The 24,210-nt window shown below is 69.2% G+C and carries 25 protein-coding genes; 16 read left to right on the top strand and 9 right to left on the bottom strand.

Annotated elements, in window-relative coordinates:
• Position 1 precedes the first annotated feature (1 nt).
• The 3 genes from M9979_RS10525 to M9979_RS10515 are packed head-to-tail and all read right to left on the bottom strand — an operon-like array spanning position 2 to position 2,519.
• Positions 2-598, bottom strand: coding sequence for a hypothetical protein (locus tag M9979_RS10525; protein WP_254289317.1), 597 nt, complete (start codon positions 596-598; stop codon positions 2-4).
• Positions 599-606: 8 nt separating this feature from the next.
• Positions 607-1,773: a M48 family metalloprotease gene (locus tag M9979_RS10520; protein WP_340689062.1), complete on the bottom strand. Its 1,167-nt coding sequence runs from the start codon at positions 1,771-1,773 to the stop codon at positions 607-609.
• On the bottom strand, positions 1,770-2,519 hold the full coding sequence (locus M9979_RS10515) for a hypothetical protein (RefSeq protein ID WP_422921923.1): 750 nt from the start codon (positions 2,517-2,519) through the stop codon (positions 1,770-1,772). The genes M9979_RS10520 and M9979_RS10515 overlap by 4 nt, the downstream gene beginning before the upstream one ends.
• 122 nt (positions 2,520-2,641) lie before the next feature.
• On the opposite strand from M9979_RS10515, the gene M9979_RS10510 reads away from it, so the two are divergent.
• The 13 genes from M9979_RS10510 (at position 2,642) to dapE (ending at position 14,822) form a co-directional block, all read left to right on the top strand.
• Positions 2,642-3,349 (top strand): endonuclease/exonuclease/phosphatase family protein, encoded by a 708-nt coding sequence (locus M9979_RS10510; RefSeq protein WP_254289316.1) that lies wholly within the window; start codon positions 2,642-2,644, stop codon positions 3,347-3,349.
• A 22-nt stretch (positions 3,350-3,371) separates the two neighbouring features.
• Positions 3,372-5,654, top strand: a complete 2,283-nt coding sequence (locus M9979_RS10505; RefSeq protein ID WP_254289315.1) for a patatin-like protein — start codon at positions 3,372-3,374, stop codon at positions 5,652-5,654.
• A gap of 128 nt (positions 5,655-5,782) precedes the next feature.
• Positions 5,783-6,103: a lipopolysaccharide assembly protein LapA domain-containing protein gene (locus tag M9979_RS10500; protein WP_254289314.1), complete on the top strand. Its 321-nt coding sequence runs from the start codon at positions 5,783-5,785 to the stop codon at positions 6,101-6,103.
• Complete coding sequence (gene pyrF / locus M9979_RS10495) at positions 6,100-6,771, top strand: orotidine-5'-phosphate decarboxylase (protein WP_254289313.1); 672 nt, start codon at positions 6,100-6,102, stop codon at positions 6,769-6,771. The genes M9979_RS10500 and pyrF overlap by 4 nt, the downstream gene beginning before the upstream one ends.
• A 1-nt stretch (position 6,772) precedes the next feature.
• On the top strand, positions 6,773-7,126 hold the full coding sequence (locus M9979_RS10490; RefSeq protein WP_254289312.1) for a VOC family protein: 354 nt from the start codon (positions 6,773-6,775) through the stop codon (positions 7,124-7,126).
• Between the two features lie 216 nt (positions 7,127-7,342).
• Entirely contained in the window at positions 7,343-7,978 is a 636-nt protein-coding gene (locus tag M9979_RS10485) for a phosphoribosylanthranilate isomerase (protein ID WP_254289311.1), read from the top strand.
• Complete coding sequence (gene trpB, locus M9979_RS10480) at positions 7,975-9,219, top strand: tryptophan synthase subunit beta (RefSeq protein ID WP_254289310.1); 1,245 nt, start codon at positions 7,975-7,977, stop codon at positions 9,217-9,219. The genes M9979_RS10485 and trpB overlap by 4 nt, the downstream gene beginning before the upstream one ends.
• Positions 9,216-10,019 (top strand): tryptophan synthase subunit alpha, encoded by an 804-nt coding sequence (gene trpA / locus M9979_RS10475; protein WP_254289309.1) that lies wholly within the window; start codon positions 9,216-9,218, stop codon positions 10,017-10,019. Before trpB ends, trpA begins: the two co-directional genes overlap by 4 nt.
• Positions 10,016-10,870 carry an acetyl-CoA carboxylase, carboxyltransferase subunit beta gene (gene accD / locus M9979_RS10470; protein WP_254289308.1) on the top strand — a complete coding sequence of 285 codons (855 nt, stop codon included), beginning with the start codon at positions 10,016-10,018 and terminating at the stop codon, positions 10,868-10,870. Before trpA ends, accD begins: the two co-directional genes overlap by 4 nt.
• Before the next feature lie 179 nt (positions 10,871-11,049).
• Positions 11,050-12,375: a bifunctional folylpolyglutamate synthase/dihydrofolate synthase gene (locus tag M9979_RS10465; RefSeq protein ID WP_254289307.1), complete on the top strand. Its 1,326-nt coding sequence runs from the start codon at positions 11,050-11,052 to the stop codon at positions 12,373-12,375.
• A gap of 70 nt (positions 12,376-12,445) precedes the next feature.
• Positions 12,446-12,874: a DUF6628 family protein gene (locus M9979_RS10460; RefSeq protein WP_254289306.1), complete on the top strand. Its 429-nt coding sequence runs from the start codon at positions 12,446-12,448 to the stop codon at positions 12,872-12,874.
• A gap of 159 nt (positions 12,875-13,033) precedes the next feature.
• Positions 13,034-13,696 (top strand): glutathione S-transferase family protein, encoded by a 663-nt coding sequence (locus tag M9979_RS10455; protein WP_254289305.1) that lies wholly within the window; start codon positions 13,034-13,036, stop codon positions 13,694-13,696.
• Between the two features lie 10 nt (positions 13,697-13,706).
• Complete coding sequence (gene dapE / locus M9979_RS10450) at positions 13,707-14,822, top strand: succinyl-diaminopimelate desuccinylase (RefSeq protein WP_254289304.1); 1,116 nt, start codon at positions 13,707-13,709, stop codon at positions 14,820-14,822.
• A 26-nt stretch (positions 14,823-14,848) separates the two neighbouring features.
• Here dapE and M9979_RS10445 read toward each other — a convergent pair whose 3' ends face one another.
• From M9979_RS10445 to M9979_RS10435, 3 genes are all read right to left on the bottom strand, one after another.
• Positions 14,849-15,355, bottom strand: a complete 507-nt coding sequence (locus M9979_RS10445) for a Smr/MutS family protein (RefSeq protein WP_254289378.1) — start codon at positions 15,353-15,355, stop codon at positions 14,849-14,851.
• Between the two features lie 25 nt (positions 15,356-15,380).
• A complete protein-coding gene (gene mltA, locus M9979_RS10440; protein WP_254289303.1) occupies positions 15,381-16,721 on the bottom strand; it encodes a murein transglycosylase A in 1,341 nt (446 codons plus the stop codon).
• Positions 16,722-16,950: 229 nt separating this feature from the next.
• Positions 16,951-17,601, bottom strand: a complete 651-nt coding sequence (locus M9979_RS10435; RefSeq protein WP_254289302.1) for a Tim44/TimA family putative adaptor protein — start codon at positions 17,599-17,601, stop codon at positions 16,951-16,953.
• Between the two features lie 179 nt (positions 17,602-17,780).
• Here M9979_RS10435 and secB point away from each other — a divergent pair, with 179 nt between their 5' ends.
• The 3 genes from secB to trpS are packed head-to-tail and all read left to right on the top strand — an operon-like array spanning position 17,781 to position 20,905.
• Positions 17,781-18,293 carry a protein-export chaperone SecB gene (gene secB, locus M9979_RS10430; protein WP_254289301.1) on the top strand — a complete coding sequence of 171 codons (513 nt, stop codon included), beginning with the start codon at positions 17,781-17,783 and terminating at the stop codon, positions 18,291-18,293.
• A gap of 24 nt (positions 18,294-18,317) precedes the next feature.
• Positions 18,318-19,880, top strand: coding sequence for a murein biosynthesis integral membrane protein MurJ (murJ, locus tag M9979_RS10425; protein ID WP_254289300.1), 1,563 nt, complete (start codon positions 18,318-18,320; stop codon positions 19,878-19,880).
• Between the two features lie 8 nt (positions 19,881-19,888).
• A complete protein-coding gene (gene trpS / locus M9979_RS10420) occupies positions 19,889-20,905 on the top strand; it encodes a tryptophan--tRNA ligase (RefSeq protein WP_254289299.1) in 1,017 nt (338 codons plus the stop codon).
• Positions 20,906-21,111: 206 nt separating this feature from the next.
• Here trpS and dnaA read toward each other — a convergent pair whose 3' ends face one another.
• The 3 genes from dnaA to mutM all read right to left on the bottom strand — a co-directional run bounded on the left by dnaA (position 21,112) and on the right by mutM (position 24,169).
• Entirely contained in the window at positions 21,112-22,542 is a 1,431-nt protein-coding gene (gene dnaA, locus M9979_RS10415) for a chromosomal replication initiator protein DnaA (RefSeq protein ID WP_254289298.1), read from the bottom strand.
• 432 nt (positions 22,543-22,974) lie between these two features.
• Positions 22,975-23,238: a 30S ribosomal protein S20 gene (gene rpsT, locus M9979_RS10410; protein ID WP_254289297.1), complete on the bottom strand. Its 264-nt coding sequence runs from the start codon at positions 23,236-23,238 to the stop codon at positions 22,975-22,977.
• Between the two features lie 115 nt (positions 23,239-23,353).
• Entirely contained in the window at positions 23,354-24,169 is an 816-nt protein-coding gene (gene mutM, locus M9979_RS10405) for a bifunctional DNA-formamidopyrimidine glycosylase/DNA-(apurinic or apyrimidinic site) lyase (protein WP_254289296.1), read from the bottom strand.
• Positions 24,170-24,210 lie beyond the last annotated feature (41 nt).

The following is a 24,210-nucleotide window of genomic DNA, read 5'->3' as shown; positions in this document are numbered from 1 at the left end:
ATCACAATTGCGCGCTCTCGGCGACCTGTCGCGCCGCCGCCGCGCTGCGGTCGTAATAATAGAGCGCCGGCGCCTCATAGGTGATGAGGTACAATCGGCCACCGATCATCGCGCCCCGGCCCTCGCCGCGCCGCCGCAGCGTGTCGTCCTGCCGGACGAAGCTGTAGGTGAAATGCACCCCCTTCGCGCCGGCGAAGGTCGCCGGTTCGATCGTGCCGATCGTCATCGACGCGGTGCCGAGCGCGATGCGGTAGCTGTTCTCCAGCAGCGCGGGAATGTCGGTGACCAGCATCGTCGTCGATACCGTCGGCAACGGCTTGGTCTTGCGGCTGACCTCGCGGAACAGCGGCCGTCCGCTCTCGATCCCGCCGTAGAAGGTGAGGTCGTTGAGCGCGTCGCCATCCAGCGTCCACGTTTCCGCCGCGCGTCCCGGCCGCGCGCCCAGCCGGTTCCATTCGGACGTCGGCAGCACCGTCATCGCCGACTTGGCGACCGCGATCCGCTGGCCTGCTACGACCAACTTGTTGCCGGCTGCGGCCGGCACCCCGCAGGCGAGCGCGACGGCGGCGAGCGGCAGAAAAAGGGAACGCAGGCGCATGGACGACCTCATGAGGCGACGAGGGTGGCGATGATCGATGCATCGTTGGCATCGGGTTTGCGGCGGAGGTATTCGCGTAACGCGGTCTTGGCGGGCTCGACCTGCTGGCTACGCATCAGCGCCAGCCCTAGGCCGCGATACGCCTCCGCGCCGGCGTCGCCGCGGGCGATCGCCTCCTGATAGAAACCCGCCGCGCTCACCAGATCGCGCGGATGGCCGCGCATGCGGTACAGCTCGGCACGGGCGAACAGCAGCGGCGTCGCCCAGCCGCCCACGGCGAGCTGGCCGAGCAGATATTCGCTGCCGCCGAAATCGTTCAGCCTGATCTGGTCGTCGAGCAGCATCGGCAGCCACGGCGCGATCGCCGCACGGTAACCGTCGACGCCTGCCGACCCGTCCGCGTCGGGAAGCTCCGCCGCGGCGGAGCGCAGATAGGTCGCCCGCGCGAGGTTGGTGGGGTGCGAGGCGAAGAAGCCCGCGGCATAGCGCTGGTCGGGCTTGCGATGCCGCCCGATCGCGGTCGCGTCCGCCTCTCCCATCATCCGGTCCCAGATGTCGGCGGCGGCGTGCGAGGGATAATGCGACGCGGCGAGATAGCGGACGCCGATCATGTCCGCCGCTTTCTCCTGCGCGCGATCGAACGCGTAGAAGCCCCCGACCATGTCGACCTGAAACGCCGCGCTGTTGGCGACCAGCACCGATGCCCATGCCATCAGGTCGGTGCCGCTGCGCCGGTTGCGGAAATCGGCGAGGCCGTGGCGCAGCTCGAAATGCCCGAACTCATGTCCCAGCACCGCGCCGAGCTCCGCCTCGCTGCGCAACCGCAGCAGCGCGCCCGACCAGATCGTCATCATGCCATTGGGCCGCATCGTCGCGTTGAACGCGGGCACATGGACGATGTAGAGCCGCACGCCCTTGCACCGATCCTCGCCGACGGTGCGGCACAGCACGCCGCGCACGAAGGCGTTGAGCGCGGGATCGCGCATCACGTCCGCCGAATCGCGCAGCCGCCGCTCGTCCTCGTCGGCGATCATCCACGCGCCACGCTCGTCGACGTTGGTCGGCTCGTACGCCGCGACATAGGGCGGTAACGGCGGCACCTTCTCCGCCGCGCTTCCAGCGCCGGCGACCGCGGTCGCCGCCAGCATCGCCGCCATCAGGCGCCGCACGATCACCGCCCCGCCGATGCGACGACCGTGGCCGCCGCCGGCCGGCCGGGAAAGCCCTCGAGCAATTGCCGCACGCGCTTGTCGGCCCCGTCGGCCTCGCGCACGTCGCCGCCCATCTGCAGGTCGGCGTTGAGCCAGACGAGCTCGCCGGTGTGCAGGTCGACGAGGCCGGCGAACCCCTTGTGCACACCGGCGGTGACCGGCACGCGCGCCAGCGCCGCGAACACCTGCAGCACCTTGCGCCCCGTCGAGCCGAAATGATCCTCGGTGGTGACGAACAAAGCATAGTCCGCGCCCGACAGGCCGGGCAGCCGCGCGACGTCGGCGCCCAGGCTCCATGCGAACTGGTCCTTGCGCTTCTTGGTCGGCAGGCGGTTGCCGGGAAAGAACTGGAACTCGATCACCGATTGCGCGACCGCATCGAACAGCGCCTGATATTCGGCGAGCGCCGCCGCATCGGCACCGACCGGCTCGACATAGTCGACGACGGTATTGCCGAGCTGCCCTTGCGCCTTCGCCAGCGCACGGCCGATGTTCTCGCGCGCCTGCTGAGTCCAGTCGGCGTTGGGTTCGAACATCCCCGCGGTCGATTGCGCACCCACCCTGATCGACGGGCGGAGCAGGACGATCCGCGCGGTGCCCGGCTGCAGCGTGAAGCCCGGCTTCACCCCGGTCTTCTCCTGCGCCTGCACCGGCACGACGGCCAGCATCGTCGCCGCCATCACGGCCAGCATCGTGCGCACGAATCGCATCGCTATTCCCCCTCGACCGGACTCCCACATCCGATTCGCAGCCGAAACTATCACGCCGGATGGGGCTGGCAAGATGCCGGCGGGAGGGCACAAACCGCCACGACGGGCGTTACGCCGGCGCAATGGTTTCTCGTCCCCTGAAGGTCGCCAGCTACAATATCCACAAGGGCATCGGCCTCGACCGCCGCCGCAACCCGGAGCGCGTGCTGGAGGTGCTGCGCGAGGTGGATGCCGACGTCATCGCGCTGCAGGAGGCCGACCGCCGCTTCGGCACGCGCGAATCGGTGCTGCCCGGCCACCTGCTCGACGAACACAGCGACTGGAAGCCGGTGGAGTTCGGCATGCGCGCGCTGTCGATGGGCTGGCACGGCAACGTCATCCTGGTCCGCAAGTCGGCGGAGGTCGTCGCCCGCGCCGCCATCCATCTGCCCTCGCTGGAACCGCGCGGTGCGGTGATGGCGGAGGTCGCGACGCATGCCGGCATCGTCCGCATCGTCGGCATGCACCTCGACCTCTCCGGCCTGTGGCGGCGGCGGCAGGCGGCGGCGATCATCGCGCAGGTCGATGCCGCGACCGAACGGCGGCCGACGATCCTGATGGGCGACCTCAACGAATGGACCGCCGCGGCGGGATGCCTGCGCGATTTTTGCCGCGACTATCGGATGGCGGCGACCGGCCCCAGCTTCCATTCGCGCCGGCCGGTGGGTAGGCTCGACCGCATCATGGTGTCGCAGGATCTCGTCGTGACCGAATGCGGCGTCCACGCCAGCGCCGCCGCGCGCAAGACGTCCGATCATCTGCCGATCTGGGCGACGCTGGCGCCGGCATGATCCCGACCGGACGCCGTCGCTGATGCGCGAGAAGGAACTGCGCCTCGCGCTGGTCTGCTACGGCGGCATCAGCCTCGCGGTGTACATGCACGGCATCACCAAGGAGGTGTGGCGCATGGTGCGCGCCAGCCGCGGCGCCCATGCCGGCGATCCCCCCGGCGACGGCAGCGAAGGCATCTATCGCGCGCTGCTCGCGGAGATCGAGGGGCTGGCCGACCTCAAGGTCCGCGTCCTCGCCGACATCATCGCCGGTGCCTCGGCGGGCGGGATCAACGGCATCTTCCTCGCACAGGCGATCACTACGGGACAGAGCCTCGAGCCGCTGACCGACCTGTGGCTGACCTCCGCCGATGTCGAGGCGCTGATCGATCCCGAAGCGGCGCCGGCGAGCCGCTTTTCCAAGATGTGGGCGCTCCCCCTCGCCTGGGTCGCCGCCGGGCGCAGCGCCGACAAGGTCGAGGAGCTGGACGAAGCCACGCGCGACGAGGTGCGCACCAAGCTGTCGCATTTCGTCCGCTCGCGCTGGTTCGAACCGCCCTTCGGCGGCGCGACCTTCACCGGACTGCTGCTCGACGCGTTCGAGGCGATGGCGCACAGCGATGCGGGCCCGCGCCTGCTCCCCGACGGCCAGCCGCTCGACCTGTTCGTCACCTGCACCGATTTCACCGGCCATCCCGAACGGCTGCGGCTCAATTCGCCGCCCGAGGTGATGGAGACCGAACACCGCATCGTCCTCGGCTTTTCCGATCACGGCGCCGGCGGTACGCTCGGCGCGATCCCCGACCTCGCCTTCGCCGCGCGCGCGACGTCGAGCTTCCCCGGCGCCTTCCCGCCATTCACCGTCGGCGAACTGGACGGCGTGCTGGAGACCCGCAGCATCGCCTGGCCCGAACGCCGCGACTTCCTCAAACGCGCGCTGCCGCGCCAGTTCGCCGCCAACCAGGCGGACAAGGCGGTGCTGATCGACGGATCGGTGCTCGCCAACGCACCCTTCCGTCCGGCGATCGACGCGCTCAAGGAACGCCCCGCGCGACGCGAGATCGACCGCCGCTTCGTCTACATCGACCCCTCGCCCGGCATCAAGATCCGCCTCGGCTCGGGCGGCGCAAAGCCCGGCTTCTTTCAGACGATCCTGGGCGCGCTGAGCGATCTGCCGCGCCAGCAGCCGATCCGCGACAATCTCGACGCGATCGCCGACCGATCCGACCGCATCGACCGGATGCGCGGCATCGTCACCGCGCTGCGCCCCGCGGTGGAGGAGGAGATCGAGGCTTTGTTCGGCCACACGCTCTTCCTCGACCGGCCGACTCCGGCGCGGCTGATCGCCTGGCGCCGCCGCGCGCAGGCCGCCGCGGCCTCGCGCGCCGGCTACAGCTACGCCGCCTACGGCCATCTCAAGCTGAGCGGGGTAGTCGCGACGATCACCGCGCTGCTCTACCACGTCGGCGGCGAACCGGGGCAGCAGCGCTGGCGCCGCATCCGTGCCGGAATCGAAGCGGCGATCGCGGAACGCGGCTTCGGCGGCGTCGCGCCGAGCTTTTCGGGCAAGGAAAGCGCCGCGACGATCGACTTCCTGCGCACCTTCGACATCGGCTTCCGCATCCGCCGCCTGCGCCTGATGGCACGCCGGCTGAGCGAGATCGAGGCGGACGGCGTCGATGCGACGGCGATGCGCGATGCGATCTACACCTCGCTCGCCGCCTATCTCGACCGCCAGCGCGCCGACGATCATCCCCACCTGCGCCATCAGGTGCGCCGCCTGCGCGGGCACGAGGCGGGGCCGCTGCTCGACATGCTGGGCGAGGCGCTGAACCTCACCGCGCTCGACGGCGACACCGACGCGCGGCTGGCAGACGCCTTCGCGACGCTCGACCGCGCGACGCGGCGGGCGCTGCTGCTCGCCTATCTCGGCTTTCCCTATTTCGACTCCGCGACGCTGCCGCTGCTGCAGGGCGAGGGGCTGGACGAATTCGACCCGATCAAGGTCGACCGCATCGCCCCCGACGACGCCACCGCGATCCGCTCCGGCGGGGCGGAGGCGACGCTGAAGGGCATCCAGTTCAACAGCTTCGGCGCCTTCTTCAGCCGCGCCTATCGCGAGAACGACTATCTGTGGGGCCGGCTGCACGGTGCCGAACGGATGATCGACATCTGCGTCTCGACGCTCCCTTCGACGGTGCGGATGAAGGCCGGCCGCGTCGCCGCAATCAAGCGCGCCGCCTTCCGCGCGATCCTCGACGAGGAGGAACCGCGCCTCACCGCGATTCCGGCGCTGATCGCCAGTCTGCGGATCGAGGTGGGGTAGCCGTCGCCTAACTTACATCGTCACCCCGGACGTGTTCCGGGGTGACGAGGGGGTTAGGCACGTCGCATGCGCCCCTCTGGCCAATTGCGCCCCACCCCGCTACCCTCCCCCGGCCTCGGGAGTGTCGCATGCAGTTCCTCAAGATCCTGTTCTGGTTCCTGCTCGCGTTCGTCGCGGCGCTGTTTACCTATGGCAATTGGACGCGGATCCAGATCAATCTGTGGAGCGGCCTCATCGCCGACGTGAACCTGCCGCTGCTGCTGCTCGTCACCTTCCTGATCGGCTTCCTGCCGACCTATCTGTATCTCGGCACGGTGCGCTGGCGGCTGCGCCAGCGGCTCGCCTCGTGCGAGCGGATGCTCGCCGACAATCGCGCGGTGGCGGCGCCCGCGGCGCCGGCGTTCGTCGCCGACCCCGCGCCGGTCGCGATCGACGAGCGACCGGCATGAGCCCGATCTACGTCGCGATCGACACGCCCGACATCGCCCGCGCCAAGGCGATCGCCACGCGCACCCGCGCGCATATCGGCGGCATCAAGCTCGGCCTCGAATTCTTCTGCGCACACGGCCAGCCCGGCGTGCGCGAGATGGCGGAACTGGGGCTGCCGATCTTCCTCGACCTCAAGCTGCACGACATTCCCAACACCGTCGCGAAAGCGGTACAGGCGCTGAGCCCGATCGAGCCCGCGATCCTCACCGTCCACGCCAGCGGCGGCCGCGCGATGCTGGAGGATGCCAAGGCCGCCGCGCCGCTGCATACCAGGGTCGTAGCGGTGACGATGCTGACCAGTCTCGACGCCAGCGACCTCGCCGCGACCGGCGTCACGGGCAGCGCGCACGATCAGGTGCTGCGCCTCACCGAACTCGCGCACGAATCGGGCATCGACGGCATCGTCTGTTCGGGTGCCGAGGTGGCGGCGGCGAAAGCGGCGTGGCCCAAGGGTTTCTTCGTCGTCCCCGGCGTCCGCCCCGCCGATGGCCCGGTCGGCGACCAGAAGCGCGTCGTCACCCCCCGCGCGGCGCTCGACACCGGCGCGTCGATCCTCGTCATCGGTCGGCCGATCACGCAGGCCGAAGATCCCGATGCCGCCGCCCGCGCGATCGGCGCGACCCTCTGACGTGGCGCTGATCCGGCCCTTCGTGCCGGCGAGCGACTTTGCGCTGTCGCAGGCTTTCTACGAAGCGATCGGCTTCAGCTGCCTGTATCGCGACGAGGAATTGGCGATCCTCGACTTCGAAGGCGCGGGCATCCTCCTCCAGAATTACTATCAGAAGGAATGGGCGGAGAACTGCATGTACCAGTTCTTCGTCGGCAATCTCGCTGCCTGGTGGCCGCGTACGGCCGATCTTGCCGGGCGCTTCGGCGTCCGCGCGCCCGTCGCGCCGGAGTTGAAACCCTGGGGCTTGCGGGTCGGCATGCTCTTCGATCCCGCCGGCGTGTTGTGGCAGGTGTCGGAGGAGACGAAGAGGTAGGCGCGCCAGAACCCTTCCACCCCGGCGAAGGCCGGGGTCCAGTTTGGGTAAGTTTGCGATGACGTACCATGGCCGTCGCCGCTGGATCCCGGCCTTCGCCGGGGTGGCGCTGGCAATGACGCAAAGACGCCGCCCTGCCGCAGGGTGCCGGAAAGGCTGGTCATCCCTCCGATCGACATCGCTTCCGCCCCGCCCCGATCCGGCTATAGCGACACCATGCCCACCCTCGCCAAGATCTGCGGCCTGACCACGCCCGAAACGCTCGACGCCGCGCTGCGCCATGGCGCGGCCTGTGTCGGCTTCGTGTTCTTCCCGCCCTCGCCACGCCATCTCTCCGCCGATCGCGCCGAACAGCTGGCGGCGCGGGTGCCCGGCCACGTCCGCCGCGTCGGCGTGTTCGTCGATCCCGACGACGAGACGGTAGAGCGCGCGGTGGCGAACGGCCGGCTCGATGCGTTGCAGCTCCACAAGACCCCGCCCGCCCGCGCCGCCGCGATCCGCGCACGAACGGGACGCGAGATCTGGGCGGCGGTCGCGGTGAAGACCCGCGCCGACCTCGCCGCCGCGCCCGCCTTCGTCGGCGCCGCCGACCGCATCCTCTACGACGCCAAGACGCCCGACGGCGCGGCGTTGCCCGGTGGCATGGGCCTGCGCTTCGACTGGTCGTTGCTCGACGGCGTGCGGCATCCGCTGCCGTGGGCGCTGTCGGGCGGGCTCGACGCCGCCAACGTCGGCGACGCGATCGCGCGGACGGGCGCGCCGCTGGTCGACGTGTCCTCGGGCGTCGAATCCGCGCCGGGGGTCAAGGATGTGGACAAGATCGCCGCCTTCCTTAAAGCGACGCAGCCATGAACGCCCCCAATACCTTCCCGAATACGTTTAAGGCGCAGCCGGACGAGCGCGGCCACTTCGGCCAGTTCGGCGGCCGCTACGTCGCCGAGACGCTGATGCCGCTGATCCTCGACTTGGAGCGCGAATATCGCGCCGCCAAGGCCGATCCCGCCTTCGCCGCGCAGTTCGACGACCTGATGGAACATTATGTCGGTCGCCCCAGCCCGCTCTATCACGCCGAGCGACTCAGCGCCGCGGTACGCGAGGGCGCGGAGCCCGGCATGGGCGCGCAGGTCTGGTTCAAGCGCGACGAGCTGAACCACACCGGCGCGCACAAGATCAACAATTGCATCGGCCAGATCCTGCTCGCGATCCGCATGGGCAAGACGCGGATCATCGCCGAAACCGGCGCGGGCCAGCACGGCGTCGCCACCGCCGCGGTCTGCGCGCGCTTCGGCCTGCCATGCGTCATCTACATGGGCGCCAAGGACGTCGCGCGGCAGCAGCCCAACGTCTTCCGCATGAAGCTCTTGGGCGCCGAGGTCCGCCCGGTGACCAGCGGCGCGCAGACGCTGTCGGACGCGATGAACGAGGGCCTGCGCGACTGGGTCGCGAACGTCCACGACACCTTCTACATCATCGGCACCGCCGCCGGCCCGCATCCCTATCCGGAGCTGGTGCGCGACTTCCAGAGCATCATCGGCCGCGAGGCGCGCGCGCAGCTGCTTGACCGTACCGGCAAGCTGCCCGACCTGCTCGTCGCCGCGATCGGCGGCGGATCGAACGCGATCGGGCTGTTCCACCCGTTCCTCGACGATCCGAGCGTCGGCATGCTCGGCGTGGAGGCGGCTGGCCATGGGCTGGAGGGCAGCGAACATGCCGCCAGCCTGGCGGGCGGCTTCCCCGGCGTGCTCCACGGCAACAAGACCTATCTGTTGCAGGACGAGGACGGCCAGATCGCCGAGGGCCATTCGATCTCGGCGGGGCTCGACTATCCCGGAATCGGGCCGGAGCATGCCTGGCTGCGCGACATCGGCCGCGTCGAATATACCAACGCGACCGACGTCGAGGCGCTCGACGCCTTCCAGCTGCTGTGCCGCACCGAGGGGATCATCCCCGCGCTCGAACCGGCGCACGCGATCGCCGCGGTCGCCAAGCGCGCGCGCACCATGCGCGACGACCAGATCATCCTCGCCAATCTGTGCGGGCGCGGCGACAAGGACATCTTCACCGTCGCCGACGCGCTGGGGGTGGCGATATGAGCCCGCGGCTCGCCGCCGCGTTCGCCAAGGACCGCCCGGCGCTGGTGACCTTCGTCACCGCGGGCGATCCGACGCCGGATGCGACGGGCGCGATCCTCGACGCGCTGGTCGCCGGCGGAGCGGACGTCATCGAGCTCGGCATGCCGTTCACCGATCCGATGGCGGACGGCCCGGCGATCCAGGCGGCGAACATCCGCAGCCTCGCCGCCGGTACGCGCACCGCCGACATCCTGTCGATCGCCGCTGCCTTCCGCGCGCGGCATCCCGACGTGCCGCTGGTGCTGATGGGCTATGCCAATCCGATGCTGCGCCGCGGCCCCGACTGGTTCGCCGAAGCGGCCGCCGCCGCAGGCGTCGACGGCGTGATCTGCGTCGATATCCCGCCCGAGGAGGACGATGCGCTCGGCCCCGAGCTGCGCGCGCGCGGGATCGACCCGATCCGCCTCGCCACGCCGACCACCGATGCCGCGCGCCTGCCGCAGGTGCTCGATGGCGCGAGCGGTTTCCTCTATTACGTTTCGGTCGCCGGGATCACCGGGCTGCAACAGGCGGCACAAGGCTCGATCGACCAGGCGGTGGCAAGGCTGAAGGCGACCACCGATCTGCCCGTCGCGGTCGGCTTCGGCGTCCGCACGCCTGAACAGGCCGCGGCGATCGGCGCCGTCGCCGACGGGGTCGTCGTCGGTTCGGCGATCGTCGAGCTGGTGGCGCAGCACGGCGCCGATGCGCCCGCCGCCGTGCGCACCTATGTCCAATCCTTGAGCGAGGCGATCGCCTCGTCGCGAAAGGTCATTCGATGAGCTGGATCACCAACGTCCGCAACGCCTTGCCCTTCGTCGCCAAGCGTGAATCGTCCGACGAGAATCTGTGGCACAAGTGCAAGGGCTGCGGGCAGATGGTCTTCACCCGCGAGCTGGAGGAAAACCTCTACGTCTGCCCGAAATGCGATCATCACGAACGCATCGGCCCCAAGGAGCGGTTCGCGCAGATCCTCGACGAGGGCAGCTGTGCCGAACTGCCGGTGCCCAAGGTGCCCGAGGATCCGCTCAAGTTCCGCGATTCGAAACGCTACACCGATCGGCTGAAGGCGGCGCGCACCTCGGCACAGGAACAGGACGCGCTCATCAACGCGCGCGGCACGATCCTGGGGCATCGCATCGTGATAGGCGTGCAGGACTTCGCCTTCATGGGCGGATCGATGGGCCTCGCGGTCGGCGAAGCCTTCGTGCGCGGCGTCGAGGCGGCGATCGCCGACAAGGTGCCCTACGTGATCTTCACCGCCGCCGGTGGCGCGCGGATGCAGGAAGGCATTCTCAGCCTGATGCAGATGCCGCGCAGCACCGTCGCGATCCAGATGCTGCACGACGCCGGCCAGCCCTATATCGTCGTGCTCACCGATCCCACCACCGGCGGCGTCACCGCGAGCTATGCGATGCTGGGCGACGTGCAGATTTCGGAGCCCGGCGCGCTGATCGGCTTCGCCGGCCAGCGGGTGATCGAGAGCACGATCCGCGAAAAGCTGCCCGAAGGGTTTCAGCGCGCCGAATACCTGCTCGACCATGGCATGCTCGACATGGTCGTCCACCGCAAGCAGCTGCGGGAGCGGCTGGCGACGGTGATCGGCTACCTATCGGCGGCGAAGGCGGCGTAACGGCGAGGAAGATAGGGAGCGGCGCGTGCTCCCCATTCCCGTCGTCACCCCGGACTTGTTCCGGGGTCCACCTGGCCCCAAGCGAACGGCAGGAGCTCCAAGGCGAACGCCTCGCCGCGGAGTGGACCCCGGAACAAGTCCGGGGTGACGACGGATTTTTGGCGAGCGAACCTCAAGACATGCCAGACCACGCCACCTCAACCGATCCCGCCGTCCAGCACCAGCTCGACCGGCTTTGGGCGCTTTCCCCCGGTGCCGACATCCTCGGCCTCGAACGCATCACGCGCCTCCTCGCGCGGCTCGGCGATCCGCATCTGGCGATGCCGCCGGTCTTTCATGTCGCCGGCACCAACGGCAAGGGATCGACCTGCGCCTTCCTGCGCGCGGCGGTCGAGGCCGCGGGGCATGACGTCCACGTCTTCTCCAGTCCGCATCTGGTGCGCTTCAACGAACGCATCCGCATCGCCGGACGGCTGATCGACGACGCGACGCTCGCGGCGCTGCTGTCCGAGGTCCTCGATGCCGCCGGCGATGGGGCCGACGGCATCGGCGCGAGCTTCTTCGAGGTGACGACCGCTGCCGCCTTCCTCGCCTTCGCGCGCACGCCGGCGGCGGCGACGATCGTCGAGGTGGGCCTCGGCGGCCGGCTCGATGCGACCAACGTCGTCGCGCAGCCAGCGGTGACCGGCATCGCCGCGCTCGGCATGGATCACGAAGCCTTCCTCGGCACCCGCATCGTCGATATCGCCGGCGAGAAGGCCGGCATCGCCAAGCCCGGCGTCCCGCTGGTCACGATGGACTATCCAGCCCCCAGCCGTGCCCGCATCGCCGCGGCCGCCGCCGCGGCCGGCGCTCCGGTGATCGCGCGCAACGCAGCGTGGTGGAGCGACACCGCGCGTACCACCATGCGCTATCGCGACGCGGGCTTTTCGGTCGTCACGCGCCGTCCCCGCCTCGTCGGCCCCCATCAATCGCGTAACCTCGCGCTCGCCATCGCCATGCTGCGCCATCAGGGCGCGTTGCACATCTCCGAAGCGGCGATGCGTGCGGCGGCCGACTGGGCGCATTGGCCGGCCCGGATGCAGCGACTGGGCGACGGCCCGCTCCACGCGCGGCTACCTACCGGCAGCGCGCTCTGGCTCGATGGCGCGCACAATCCATCGGCGGCCCAGCCCGTCGCGCGGGCATTGCGGACCATCGCCACCGGGCAGCCGGTCGTGCTGGTCCTCGGCATGCTCGCCAACAAGGACGCGGCCGGTGTGCTGCGCATCCTCGCACCATCGGTCGCGCGGCTCGTCGCCGTGCCGGTACCGGGGCACGCCCATCACGCACCCGAAGCATTGGCGGCGCTCGCGGATAGCTTCGGCATCCCGGCGGACACCGCGAACGATCTGCCGGACGCACTGGATCGCGCGGCCCGCGATGGTGCGAGCGTCGTGCTGATCGCCGGATCGCTCTACCTCGCCGGTGAAGCGCTCGCCCGCAACGACGAGACGCCGGGCTGACGGATTAATTGCGATTGACTTGCAATAGCGGATTATAGACTGTCGGCGGCGAATACAGGAGTCGCCGTCCATGTCCGAACTGACCACGACCATCGCCGCGCTGCCCCACGCCCTGCCGGCGTGCCCCAACGCGCGGATCGCGCTGTTTACGCTGCGGCGGATGGGCGCGCACGGCCTGCACGACGCGCGCGCCAGCCATGCGCTCTTCACCGCATTCGGCGAGGATTTCCGCCGCCCGCTGGTGCTGATGCGCGCATTGATGAGCGATCTCGCCGGCACCGCCGCCGACACGATCGCGATCGCACCCTGCTGCTGCGCCCGGATGACCGCCGCGGAACGCGCGCTGCTGACCGTCCTGGCCCGCGTCGAAACCGCGCCGGACACCGCGCGGCTGCTCCTGAGCGACCTGCTCGGCGTACGCCGCGTCGATGCCGTGCTGGCCAGCATGGCGGTGGTCGCAACCGCCTTCGCCGACGACGGCCGGCCGATCTGCGCCTAGACATCTATCCCACGGATGATGGCGCGATCCTTTTTTGGAATGAAGGACGCCGTGGCCGCAGAGTGCCGTCGGCATACGCTGCTGCCGCCGCCATCGCCTTTTGGTCCGATTGAGGCCCGAACCTAGACCTCCCCGCCCCGCCCCGCTAGTCCGGCGGGCATGAAGCTTATCATCGGCAACAAGGCGTATTCCAGCTGGTCCCTGCGCGGCTGGCTGGCGTGCAAGCAATCGGGCCTTCCGTTCGAGGAGGTCGTCGTGCCGCTCTACGACGCCGAATGGGACCGGCGGCGCGAGGGCGCCGAATTCGCGCCGTCGTCGGGCAAGGTGCCGATCCTGTGGGACGGCGAGGCGGTGGTGTGGGACAGCCTCGCCATCGTCGATTACCTTGCCGACAAGGTCGGGCGCGAGCGGTTCTGGCCCGCCGACGAAGCGGCACGCGCGATGGCGCGATCGATGGCGGCGGAGATGCACTCGAGCTTCACCGCCTTGCGCCGCAAGCATGCGATGAATATCCGACAGGTCTTCCCCGCGAAACGCCCCGACGACGACGTGCTCGCCGACCTTGCCCGGATCATGGAATTATGGGCGCAGGCGCGCGCGCGCTGGGGGGGCGACGGCGATTTTCTGTTCGGGCAGTTCGGCGCGGCGGACATCATGTTCGCGCCGGTCGTCACGCGCATCCTCACCTATCAACTGCCCGTCGCGCGCTTCGCGCTCGGCTATATGGACGCGGTGATCCAGCATCCGTGGATGCAGGACTGGATCGCGGGCGCGCAGGAAGAGGATTGGGTGATCCAGCAATACGAACAACCCAGCGCATGATTTCCCGCGCATGATCGACGTCCTGGCGCTGGCGCAGGCGCTGCTGCGCGCGGAGAGCGTGACACCGGCGCGTGGGGCCGTGTTCAACGTGCTGGAGGCGGCGCTGGTGTCGATGGGTTTCGCGGTCGATCGCTTCGTCGTCGGCGCGGCGCCCGACGGGCCGGTCGAGAACATGATCGCGCTGCGGTCGGGCGCGGCGCGGCATCTCGCCTTCGCGGGGCATGTCGACGTCGTACCGCCCGGCACCGGCTGGGACGGTTCGCCATGGTCGGGCGAAGTGCGCGGTGATTTGCTCTACGGCCGCGGCGCGGTCGATATGAAGGGTGCGGTCGCGGCGTTCGTCGCGGCGGCATCGCGCGCGGCGGGGCCGACGCTCAGCCTGCTCATCACCGGCGACGAGGAAGGGCCGGCGACGTTCGGCACACCCGCGCTGATCGAGCGGATGGCCGCGCGTGGCATTGCCCCCGACCTGTGCCTCGTCGGCGAGCCGACCTCGGTGCGGCAGCTCGGCGACATGGTGAAGATCGGCCGGCGCGGGTCGGTCAACATCTGGATCGTCGTGCCGGGGCGGCAGGGCCATGTCGCCTATCCGCACCTCGCCGACAATCCGGCGGGCAAGCTGGCGAAGGCACTTGCCGAACTGGAGAATATGGCGCTCGACGAAGGCAATGCGTGGTTCCAGCCGTCCAATCTTGAGATCACCGACATCGCGATCGGCAATCCCGCGCACAACGTCATCCCGGCGCGCGCCGAGGCACGGATCAACATCCGCTTCAACGACGAGCAGCGAGGCGATGCACTGATCGACCGGGTCACCGAGGTGGTGCGCATTTATGCGCCTGAGGCGACGGTGACCGGCAAGGTATCAGGCGAGGCGTTCCTGACCGAACCGGGCGCCTGGACCGCGCTGGTCAGCGCCGCGATCGAGGCGCGAACCGGGTTGGTCGCGGAGCTGTCGACCTCGGGTGGGACGTCGGACGCGCGGTTCCTGTCGAAACTATGCCCGACGCTGGAGTTCGGACTGCTCAACGCGACGATGCATCAGGTCGACGAGGCGGTCGCGGTCGCCGATCTCGAAACGCTGACCGCAATCTACGCCGATGTGATCGCGCGGCTATCCTCCTGACCCTTCTTCCTTTCAGCGAGGGGAGATCAGCGGCCTCTTCTTAACACGATGTAGAGCGCCCCCTGCCCGCCGTGCCGCGGATGGGCACCGCGCACGGCGGCGATCGCGTCGGCGTGGCGAGAGGCGGCGAGCCAGTCGGCGATCGCCGCGCGGATCGCGCCGCGGGCGTGGGGGCGTTCGCTTTCCGGGCGCGGCGGCTTGCCGGTGACCAGCAACAGCACGCGGTCGCCGCGGGCGATGGCACGCGACAGGCCGTCGTCGAGCATCGCATGCGCGGACGACAGCGTATGGCCGTGCAGGTCGATCGAACTGTCGGGGCTGACGATGCCGCGCGACAGGCGCTTGTCCCAGCCGCCGTCGAGCGTGTTCTGCCGCGGCGACGGTGACGACGCCGCCGGGCGGATGGGGGCGGGCTGAGGCGCGGCGATGGCGCGGGTCAGCGCCTTGGACGGCCTGGTCGCCTTCGCCGGCGTGGCGGGGACCGGTGGGCGCGGCGGCGGGGTGACGCCGCGCAGCGGTTTCACCGTCGCCATCACCCGCGCCCACAGGTCCGCCTCGTCAGGGTTGAGCGGGCGCACCGGGCGTCCCATACGGATCGTAGCGGCCGCCCTGCAACCGCGCGAGCGTGCCGATCGGCAGCAGCAGGAAGGCGGTGCCGCGCGCCGCCATGCCGCCGGCGGTTGCCTCCGCGGTCGGGCCGGCGCCCCAGAACGTGTCGAAGCGGTTGCTGCCCTTGATCGCGCCGCCGGTGTCCTGCGCCACCCACAGGCCGCTCGCATCCTGCCGGTCCATCGACAGGAACACCGGCGCCCCCAAGGGCACGTATTTGACGTCGGCGGCGGCGCTGACCCCGCCGTTGACGACATAGCCCATCGCCCCGACCGGCGGCGTGTTGAGTTCGCGGAAGAACACGAAGCTCTTGTTCTCCGCCATGATCGCGCGGCCCTCGGCGGGGTGTGCGTGCAGCCAGGCGACGATGCCCTGCATCGAGGTCTGGCCGGGTGCGAGCAGCCCCCTAGCCTTCATCAATGCGCCGATGCCTGTGTAGTCGCGGCCGTTCTGCGTGTCGTAGCCGACGCGCATGATCTCGCCGTTCGGCAGGCGCAATCGGCCCGATCCCTGGATCTGGAGGAAGAACACCGCCGCCTCGTCCGCGCCCCAGGCGAGCACCGGCGCCTTGCCGTCGAGCACGCCGGAGTCGATCGCGGCGCGGTCGTAATAGGGGACGAGATTGCTGCCCTGGACGCGGCCACGGATCTTCTTGCCCTTGAGGTCGGCGGTGAACTGGCCGAGGTCGACGTCGATCAAATCGTCGGGGCGGGCATAGATCGGCACCTCATAGCCCGGCCGGCGCTCGCGCGAGGCGGCGATCTCGGGCTCGTAATAGCCGGTGGCGAACGCCTTGCCGTCGCCGACCTGCACCGACTTGAAATTGGCGACAAAAAAGGCACGCGCACCGCCGCGCGGCACATCGGCCGCGGCGGCGCAGGCGGGCTGCCAGTCGGCACCGCGGGTCAGTCCCGAAGGATCAGCGCGGCGCATCAGCCCGGAACAGCTCGAAAGGAACGCCTGGCGCGCCGCCTCCGCCTGCGCTTCGGTGATCGGCAGGGTATCGAGCGACGGACCGGGCACGATGCCCGCGGTCACCGCCGTGGTCGCGCCAAGATTGGCGACGACGGGCGCGGCGAGCAGAGGGGTCGCGCCCGCGATGCGACCGTCGAAGGCGCGGCCGCTGGCGATCTGCTGCCCCGGCGCGCTGGGACGGGGTGCGGGGCGGGCGGGCGCACGCGGAGGCTGCGAAACAGGCGCATTGCCGGTGGCCAATGGCACCACCCGGCCACCGCAGGCGCTGAGGGCGAGAGCCAGCGCAATGCTGGCGACGGCGCGATTACCGGTCATCGAAAAGTCCCCGTGTGTCCGCATCCGGTGCGGTATCCCGTGGCTCTGCCGAAGCGGCCATGCGGGGACAAGCCGTTGTTTGCGCTTCCCGTCACCCCGGACGTGTTCCGGGGTCCACCGTTCCGCCAGCGCAGCGCTCTAAAAGCAAAGGCTTCGCCTCGCCGCAGAGTGAACCCCGGAACAAGTCCGGGGTGACGGGAACGTGGTTCGGACAAAAGCGTCCGCGCCCCTATTCCTCGTCGGTGTCGGCGAGCTTCCAGTTGGGATCGCGGCTCTTGAGCGTGCGGGCGAAGGTCCAGACGTCGTGCGTCTCGACCGCGTCGGTCAGCGAACCGGCGATGACCTGCCCTTCCGCATCGCGGGTGACCGCGGCGATATCGGCGTCGAAGCGGACGGTAATCCGCGCCTCGCGCCCCTCCAGCGCCGCATCGGCGACGACCGCGCGTTCGATCGAAATCAGGCGATTGTCGAGCGTCTCGCCCGCCTCGCGCCGCGCGGCGATCGCTTCGCCAAAGGCATGCGCGACATCGGGTTCGGCGAGGTCGGCCAGCGCCGCCTCGTCGTCCTGCCAGAATGCCTCCAGCGTCATCCGGTACGCTGCCTGCGCACCGCCCAGGAACTGGTTGACGTCGAAACCCTGTTCGGCCGCGATGATCGCGCGCAGGCCGGCTTCGGCGCGCGGTTCGATGTTGCGGCTGATCGGCTCGCGCGCCTCGGGCGTCGCGTCGATCGTGCGTGGCACGGCGGCGGTCGTCGTCGGGCGATCCTCGGCGGCGCGCGGCAACGGCTGCTGTTCGTGGCCGGTGCGCTTGCCGAGGACGCTGTACAGGCGCAGCGCCAGAAACGCCGCCACCATCGCGAGAAGAACTACGTAAAACACCGTGCCTCCGATCTTGACCGATACATAGGCCGAAAGCCCCTGAATTCAAACCACGCGATTCGCGGCCTCCCGCCCGTTGAATCCACCGGCAGGCGCTGCTAGGCGCGGGCGCCATCGGCATCGAACGCCCGACGGGTCGCTTCGGTCCCCCCATTCGCTTCACTTCGAGGATCATCTTCATGGCCGACCAGGACAACGGCACCACGATCGACACGCAGCCGCTGACCAACGGCGAGGACAATGCCCCCGCCGCCGGCCTGATCTCGCAATACGTCAAGGATCTGTCGTTCGAAAATCCGAACGCGCCGGCGATCTTCCAGAACCCGTCGCCGCCCGCGATCGACGTGCAGTTCAACATCGGCACCGCGCAGGTCGGCGAGGAAGTGCACGAGGTCGTGCTGAAGATCGACGTCAAGGCGGAGGCCGACGGCCAGACCGCGTTCATCGTCGACCTGACGTATGCGGGCCTGTTCGGCCTGCGCAACGTACCGGCCGAGGCGATCCAGCCCTTCCTGCTCGGCGAGGCACCGCGCCTGCTGTTCCCGTTCGCGCGCCGCGTGCTCGCCGATTGCGTCCGCGACGGCGGCTTCCCGCCGCTGCTGCTCGAGCCGATCGACTTCGCGCAGCTGTACCTGCAGCAGGCGGACCAGAATGGCGGCGCCTTCTCGGTCGGCGACGTCGGCCACGCCTGATCCGTCGGGCGGGGGCGTAATCGCGTGAACCTGACCAGGGCGCTGGGCTCGGTCGGCGGGCTGACGCTCGCCAGCCGGGTGCTGGGGCTGGTGCGCGACGCCGTGTTCGCGCGCTTCGTCGGCGCGGGGTTCGCGTCGGACGCGTTCCTGATCGCCTTCCGCTTGCCCAACATGTTCCGCGCCCTGTTCGCGGAAGGGGCGTTCTCCGCGGCGTTCATCCCGATGTTCAACCGCAAGGTTGCCGATCCCGACGGCGACGGGCTGCCGACCGGCTTGCGCTTCGCCGAGGACGCGCTGTCGGTGCTGCTGCCGATCCTGATCGGCATGACCGTGCTGATCGAGGTCGCAGCCTGGCCGGTGACGTGGCTGCTGACCTGGGGCTTCAACGACGCCTCGCACGACCAGTTCGCCTATGTCGTGCTGCTGTGCCGGCTGACCTTTCCCTATCTGCTGTTCATCAGCCTCGTGTCGCTGCTGGGCGGCATCCTCAATTCGCTACACCGCTTCTGGGTGGCGGCGGCGGCGCCGATCCTGCTCAACCTGACGCTGATCGTCGCGCTGCTCGTCTTCCACAGCGACCTGCCGATGATGACCGCGCGCAACCAGGCGATCGCGGTCAGCGTCTCGGGCGTGCTGCAGTTCGCGTGGCTGTATTTCGCCTGCCGTACCGCGGGCGTGCACCTGCGGATCAAGGCGCCACGGCTGGGGCCGGACGTCAAGCGGCTGCTGTCGCTGATCTGGCCGGCCGCCACCGGCGCGGGCGCGGTGCAGATCAACCTGCTCGTCTCGACCGCGCTTGCCGCCAAGTTCCTGCCGCACGGATCGGTGACCTATATCTACATGGCCGACCGGTTGAACCAGCTGCCGCTGGGGCTGGTCGGGATCGGGCTCGGCACCGTGCTGCTGCCGACGATCTCGCGCCAGCTCGGCAAGGGCGACGAAGCATCGGCGATGGAGACGCAGAATCGCGGCATGGAGCTGGCGCTGCTGCTGACGCTGCCGGCGACCGCGGCGCTGATCGTATGCGGCGCGCCGATCATCGCGGCGCTGTTCCAGCACGGCAAGTTCGACGCCGTCGACACCGGCTTCACCGCGCAGGCGCTCGCCGCCTTCTCGATCGGCCTGCCGTCGTACATCCTCGTGAAGGTGCTCACCCCCGGCTATTATGCGCGGTCGGACACGAAGACGCCGGTGCGCTATGCGATGGCGTCGATGGTGGTGAATCTGGTGCTCAATCTCGCGTTCATCGTCCCGCTCAAGCACGTCGGCCCACCGCTTGCCACCGCGATCGCGAGCACGGTCAACGTCGTGCTGCTGTATCGCACGCTGCGCCGGCGCGACCAGTTCGTGCCTGACATGCAGCTGAAGCGCCGCGCACCGCGGCTGGCGATCGCCGCGCTCCTGATGGGCGTCGTGATGTACTTCCTCAACGATCTGTTCGCACCCTATACCACCGGCGCCGGCCTCGCGCGCTGGGGCGCGATGGCGGTGCTGGTCGGAACGGGCGCGCTCGTCTATGCCGCGGCGGTGTTCGCGACCGGCGCCCTGCGCCCCGCGGACATCCGTCAGCTCATCCGTTCCAGATAAGGCTCCCCATGCCCACGAAGCGCGTCGTCTCCGGGATCAAGCCCACCGGCAATCTCCACCTCGGCAATTACCTCGGCGCGGTGAAGCAGTGGGTCGCGATGCAGGATGCGATCCAGGCGGAGGGCGGCGAGACGCTGTACTTCATCGCCGACCTGCACGGCCTCACCGAATGGATCGCGCCCGCCGACCTGCGATCGCAGACGATCGAGATGACCGCGACGCTGGTCGCCGCGGGGATCGATCCCGACCGCTCGATCCTGTTCAACCAGGCGCGCGTGCCCGCGCACAGCGAGCTGTCGTGGCTGCTCAACAACGTCGCGCGGGTCGGTTGGCTCAACCGCATGACGCAGTTCAAGGACAAGGCCGGCAAGAACCGCGAAGGCGCCAGCGTCGGGCTGTACGACTATCCGGTGCTGATGGCAGCGGACGTATTGCTCTACAACACCACGCATGTCCCGGTCGGCGAGGACCAGAAGCAGCACCTCGAGCTGGCGCGCGACATCGCGACCAAGTTCAATGGCGATTATGGCTGCGAGCTGTTCACGCTGCCCGAGCCTTTGGTCAGCGCCGCGGCGCCGCGGATCATGAGCTTGCGCGATGCGTCGGCAAAGATGTCCAAGTCCAATCCGTCCGAGCAATCGGTGGTCAAGCTGATCGATTCGGACGAGGTGATCGCGGACAAGTTCAGGAAGGCCAAGACCGATCCCGACCTGCTCCCCGATACCGTCGAGGAACTGGCCGGACGCCCCGAGGCGAAGAACCTCCTGACGATCTTCGCCGCCCTCGCCGACCGGACGCCGGCCGACGTGCTGGGCGATTACGCCGGCAAGGGCTTCGGCGCCTTCAAGCCCGACCTCGCCGATCTGGCGGTGGCGAAGCTCGGGCCGATCCGCGACGAGATGGTGCGGCTGCTCGACGACCGCTCGGCGATCGACGCGATCCTCAACAAGGGTGCAGAGAAAGCGCGCGAGCTGGCCGCGCCGGTACTGCGCAGCGCGCAAGAGGCGATGGGGCTGGTGCTCTAACGCCCTGAGGGACGGCTATCGCTGGCGGAGCGCGATCGGCGGCCACGCAGGCCCCGTCACCCCGGACTCGTTCCGGGGTCCACCGGGCCACCAGCGTCGCGCTTGCATCTCAAGCCTCGCGCCCCGCCGCGGAGTGGACCCCGGAACAAGTCCGGTGACGGAGCCTTTTGGGCACTGACCGACCCAAATAACCGATCAATGGGGGGTTACGCCTCCAGCTCCCGCATCAACGTCCTGACCGCCGTGTCGATGTCGCGGTCCTGGTCGCGCAGCTCCTCGATCTTGCGGACCGCGTGGATGACCGTCGAATGATCGCGGCCGCCGAATTTGCGGCCGATCTCGGGCAGCGAGCGGGTGGTCAGGCGTTTCGCCAGATACATCGCGATCTGACGCGGGCGCGCCACCGCACGGCTGCGGCGGGCGGAGACGAGGTCTAGCGGCTTCAGTTCGAAATGCTGGCTGACGAGCTTCTGGATTTCGTCGATCGTCACCCGCCGCTGCGCGCCGCGGAGCACGTCGCCGAGCGTCGCGACCGCGAAGTCGAGGTCGATGCTGTCGCCGGTCAGCTGCGCATAGGCGACGACGCGATTGAGCGCGCCTTCCAGCTCGCGGATGTTGGCGTGGATGCGGGCGGCGAGCAGGTCGAGGACCTCGGCGGGGACCTTGGCCTCGGGCAGGTCGGCGAGTTTCCGGTCCAGTATGGCACGGCGCAGCGTGAGGTCGGGCGCCTTGATGTCGGCGACGAGGCCGACCGACATGCGGCTGACGATCCGCGCCTCGACGCCGTCCAAAGCCTGCGGACAGCGGTCGGCGGAGATGACGAGGCGTTTGCCCGCGCTCATGATCTCGTTGACCGTGTGGAAGAACTCCTCCTGCGTCGCGTCCTTGCCGGCGATGAACTGGAGGTCGTCGATCAGCAGCAGGTCGGCGCCGCGCAGCCGCTGTTTGAAGCTGTGCGTGTCGCGCGCGCGCATCGCCGCGACGAAATCGAACATGAAGCGCTCGGCCGACATGCAGATGACCGTGGCATCGGGATGTTGCGCCAGAAAGGCATGGCCGATCGCATGCATCAGATGCGTCTTGCCCTGCCCCGTCCCCGAATGGAGGAACAGCGGGCTGAACCGCGGCACGCCGGGTTCGGCGAGCACCCGCGCGGCGTTGAACGCGACGCGGTTGGCGGCATCGACGACGAACCGGTCGAAGGTGAAGCGCGCATCGAGCACCGGCCGCTCGCCCGCCGGCTTGATCGGGAAGGCGGCGGCGAGCGGCGGCACCGGCTGCGCCGTGACGGGCGCCACCGGGGCCGGTGCGGGCGCCTCAGGCGTCTCGGCGACCAGCGTCACCGCCACCGGCGAAGCGACCCGCGTCTCGATCGACACGCTGCGCACGTTGGGCAGCAGCGTGCGGAATTCGAGCATCAGCCGGTCGGCATAATGGTTGCGGACCCAGTTGGTCATGAACGCCGACGGCAGGCCGAGGCGGATCGAATCGGCGTCGCCGTCCTCGATCAGCTCCATCGGCTTCAGCCATTGTTCGAAGAGCCGCGCGCCGGCCGATTCGCGCAGGTTGCTGCGGACGCGCGACCAGGCGCGCTGCGCCTCGCTCTCCGTCACCGCCGCTGCCCACGAATCGTTCAACGCATGCTTCTCCGTTGCCGGAACGACGACCATGTCGCGCCAGCCGTTCGTTCGAGACAGACAGATCCCCCCTAACGGCCAACGGCCGTTCGGCATCCCCACGCTGTTCAGGTCCCGCCGGCGATGAACATCACTGCGGTGGAGTCGAGTTATGAAGCCTGGGGCGAGTCGATCAACCCCCGCGCAGGTCACATTCCTGAAATAAACGGGATTGACAGCCCATCGCCCGCGGAAATGCGTCAGGAAATCTTACAAGCTATTGATTATCGACATTTTTCTCGAGAATTCGAGGGTCAGGCCGCGAACGAGGCAGGCACGAATCGCGGTGACTCCTGTGTTTCTCTTTTCGTTCCGCACGGGTCCATTTCGGGCATCAAAAAAGCCCGCCGGGACGGACCCGACGGGCTTCATGAAAGGGCGTTGCGACGCGGGTCAGGCGAGCGTGGTGACCGCCTTGGTCAGGCGCGAGAACTTCCGGCTCGCGGTATTCTTGTGCAGCACGCCTTTGGCGACGCCACGCTGCAGTTCCGGCTGCGCCGCCGCGAGTGCGGTGGTCGCCGCAGCCTTGTCGCCCGAAGCAAGCGCCGCTTCGACCTTCTTGATGAAGGTGCGGATGCGGCCGACGCGGGCACCGTTGATGTCGGCGCGGCGGGCATTGCGACGGATGCGCTTCTTGGCTTGCGGCGTATTCGCCATTCGGTACGTCCTTGCGAGTAATGTGGTCGATGTCAGAAAGGCGCCGGGAACACCCTACGCCGTCTCGAAGGCAGCGCCCTTAACGACTGCGGCTGCGCGGGTCAACCATGAGCGCTCAATTGCGCTGGCACTTCGAGCAGTAGAAGGTCGAGCGGCCGCTATCGACCCGGCGCTTCACGACGCCGCCGCAATCGCACGGCTGCCCTTCGCGACCGTAGACCAGGAACTGCTTGGAGAAATAGCCGAGTTCGCCGTCGGGCCGCGCATAGTCGCGCAAGCTCGATCCGCCCGCGTCGATCGCGGCGAGCAGCACCTCGCGCACCGCGGTCACCAGCCTTTCGAGTCGCGGCAAGGCGATCTGCCCCGCGGCGCGGGTCGGCGCGATGCGGGCGACGTGGAGCGCCTCGCAGACGTAGATGTTGCCGAGGCCCGCGACGATGCGCTGATCGAGCAGCATCGCCTTGATCGGCGCGGTGCGGCCCTTCAGCGCGTCGTGCAGATAGGCGCCGGTGAAATCCGGCCCCAGCGGTTCGGGCCCCATCGCCGCGAATGGTGGATAGGCGTCGAGCGCCGCGGTCTCGACGAGGTCGAGGAAGCCGAATCGGCGCGGATCGTTGAGCGCGAGGCTCCGCCCCTCGCCCGTCTCGATCAGCAGATGGTCGTGCGGCAACGGCTCGACGGGATCGACCCGCCAGCGGCCCGACATGCCGAGATGGAAGATCAGCGTATCGCCGCGATCGGTGTCGATCAGCCCGTATTTGGCGCGCCGGCCGAGCGCGGTGACGGTGGCGCCGGTCAGCCGCTGGCGCAGGTCGACGGGAATCGCCTTGCGCAGGTCGGCACGGCGCGGCTCGACCAGCGTCACGCGCTGACCCGCGAGGACCGGGGTCAAGCCGCGGATGGTGGTTTCGACTTCGGGAAGCTCTGGCACGTCCGATCAGCTAGGTTGCGTTTGCCCCGGCCACAAGCCAC

This window comes from Sphingomonas liriopis (genome assembly GCF_024211255.1).
GTDB classification, from domain to species: domain Bacteria; phylum Pseudomonadota; class Alphaproteobacteria; order Sphingomonadales; family Sphingomonadaceae; genus Sphingomonas; species Sphingomonas liriopis.
The sequence above is the reverse complement of the archived record's forward strand: the minus strand, read 5'-3'. Positions and strand labels throughout refer to the sequence as shown.

What these genes read in the sequence shown, in the direction of transcription:
- M9979_RS10525 (WP_254289317.1), bottom strand. Translation starts at nt 598, where the DNA reads ATGCGCCTGCGTTCCCTTTTTCTGCCGCTCGCCGCCGTCGCGCTCGCC.
- M9979_RS10445 (WP_254289378.1), bottom strand. Translation starts at nt 15,355, where the DNA reads ATGGCGACGGTGAAACCGCTGCGCGGCGTCACCCCGCCGCCGCGCCCA.
- accD (WP_254289308.1), top strand. Translation starts at nt 10,016, where the DNA reads ATGAGCTGGATCACCAACGTCCGCAACGCCTTGCCCTTCGTCGCCAAG.
- mltA (WP_254289303.1), bottom strand. Translation starts at nt 16,721, where the DNA reads ATGACCGGTAATCGCGCCGTCGCCAGCATTGCGCTGGCTCTCGCCCTC.
- M9979_RS10510 (WP_254289316.1), top strand. Translation starts at nt 2,642, where the DNA reads ATGGTTTCTCGTCCCCTGAAGGTCGCCAGCTACAATATCCACAAGGGC.
- secB (WP_254289301.1), top strand. Translation starts at nt 17,781, where the DNA reads ATGGCCGACCAGGACAACGGCACCACGATCGACACGCAGCCGCTGACC.
- M9979_RS10515 (WP_422921923.1), bottom strand. Translation starts at nt 2,519, where the DNA reads ATGCGATTCGTGCGCACGATGCTGGCCGTGATGGCGGCGACGATGCTG.
- trpB (WP_254289310.1), top strand. Translation starts at nt 7,975, where the DNA reads ATGAACGCCCCCAATACCTTCCCGAATACGTTTAAGGCGCAGCCGGAC.
- trpA (WP_254289309.1), top strand. Translation starts at nt 9,216, where the DNA reads ATGAGCCCGCGGCTCGCCGCCGCGTTCGCCAAGGACCGCCCGGCGCTG.
- M9979_RS10500 (WP_254289314.1), top strand. Translation starts at nt 5,783, where the DNA reads ATGCAGTTCCTCAAGATCCTGTTCTGGTTCCTGCTCGCGTTCGTCGCG.
- dapE (WP_254289304.1), top strand. Translation starts at nt 13,707, where the DNA reads ATGATCGACGTCCTGGCGCTGGCGCAGGCGCTGCTGCGCGCGGAGAGC.
- pyrF (WP_254289313.1), top strand. Translation starts at nt 6,100, where the DNA reads ATGAGCCCGATCTACGTCGCGATCGACACGCCCGACATCGCCCGCGCC.
- M9979_RS10460 (WP_254289306.1), top strand. Translation starts at nt 12,446, where the DNA reads ATGTCCGAACTGACCACGACCATCGCCGCGCTGCCCCACGCCCTGCCG.
- M9979_RS10505 (WP_254289315.1), top strand. Translation starts at nt 3,372, where the DNA reads ATGCGCGAGAAGGAACTGCGCCTCGCGCTGGTCTGCTACGGCGGCATC.
- rpsT (WP_254289297.1), bottom strand. Translation starts at nt 23,238, where the DNA reads ATGGCGAATACGCCGCAAGCCAAGAAGCGCATCCGTCGCAATGCCCGC.
- trpS (WP_254289299.1), top strand. Translation starts at nt 19,889, where the DNA reads ATGCCCACGAAGCGCGTCGTCTCCGGGATCAAGCCCACCGGCAATCTC.
- M9979_RS10455 (WP_254289305.1), top strand. Translation starts at nt 13,034, where the DNA reads ATGAAGCTTATCATCGGCAACAAGGCGTATTCCAGCTGGTCCCTGCGC.
- M9979_RS10485 (WP_254289311.1), top strand. Translation starts at nt 7,343, where the DNA reads ATGCCCACCCTCGCCAAGATCTGCGGCCTGACCACGCCCGAAACGCTC.
- M9979_RS10465 (WP_254289307.1), top strand. Translation starts at nt 11,050, where the DNA reads ATGCCAGACCACGCCACCTCAACCGATCCCGCCGTCCAGCACCAGCTC.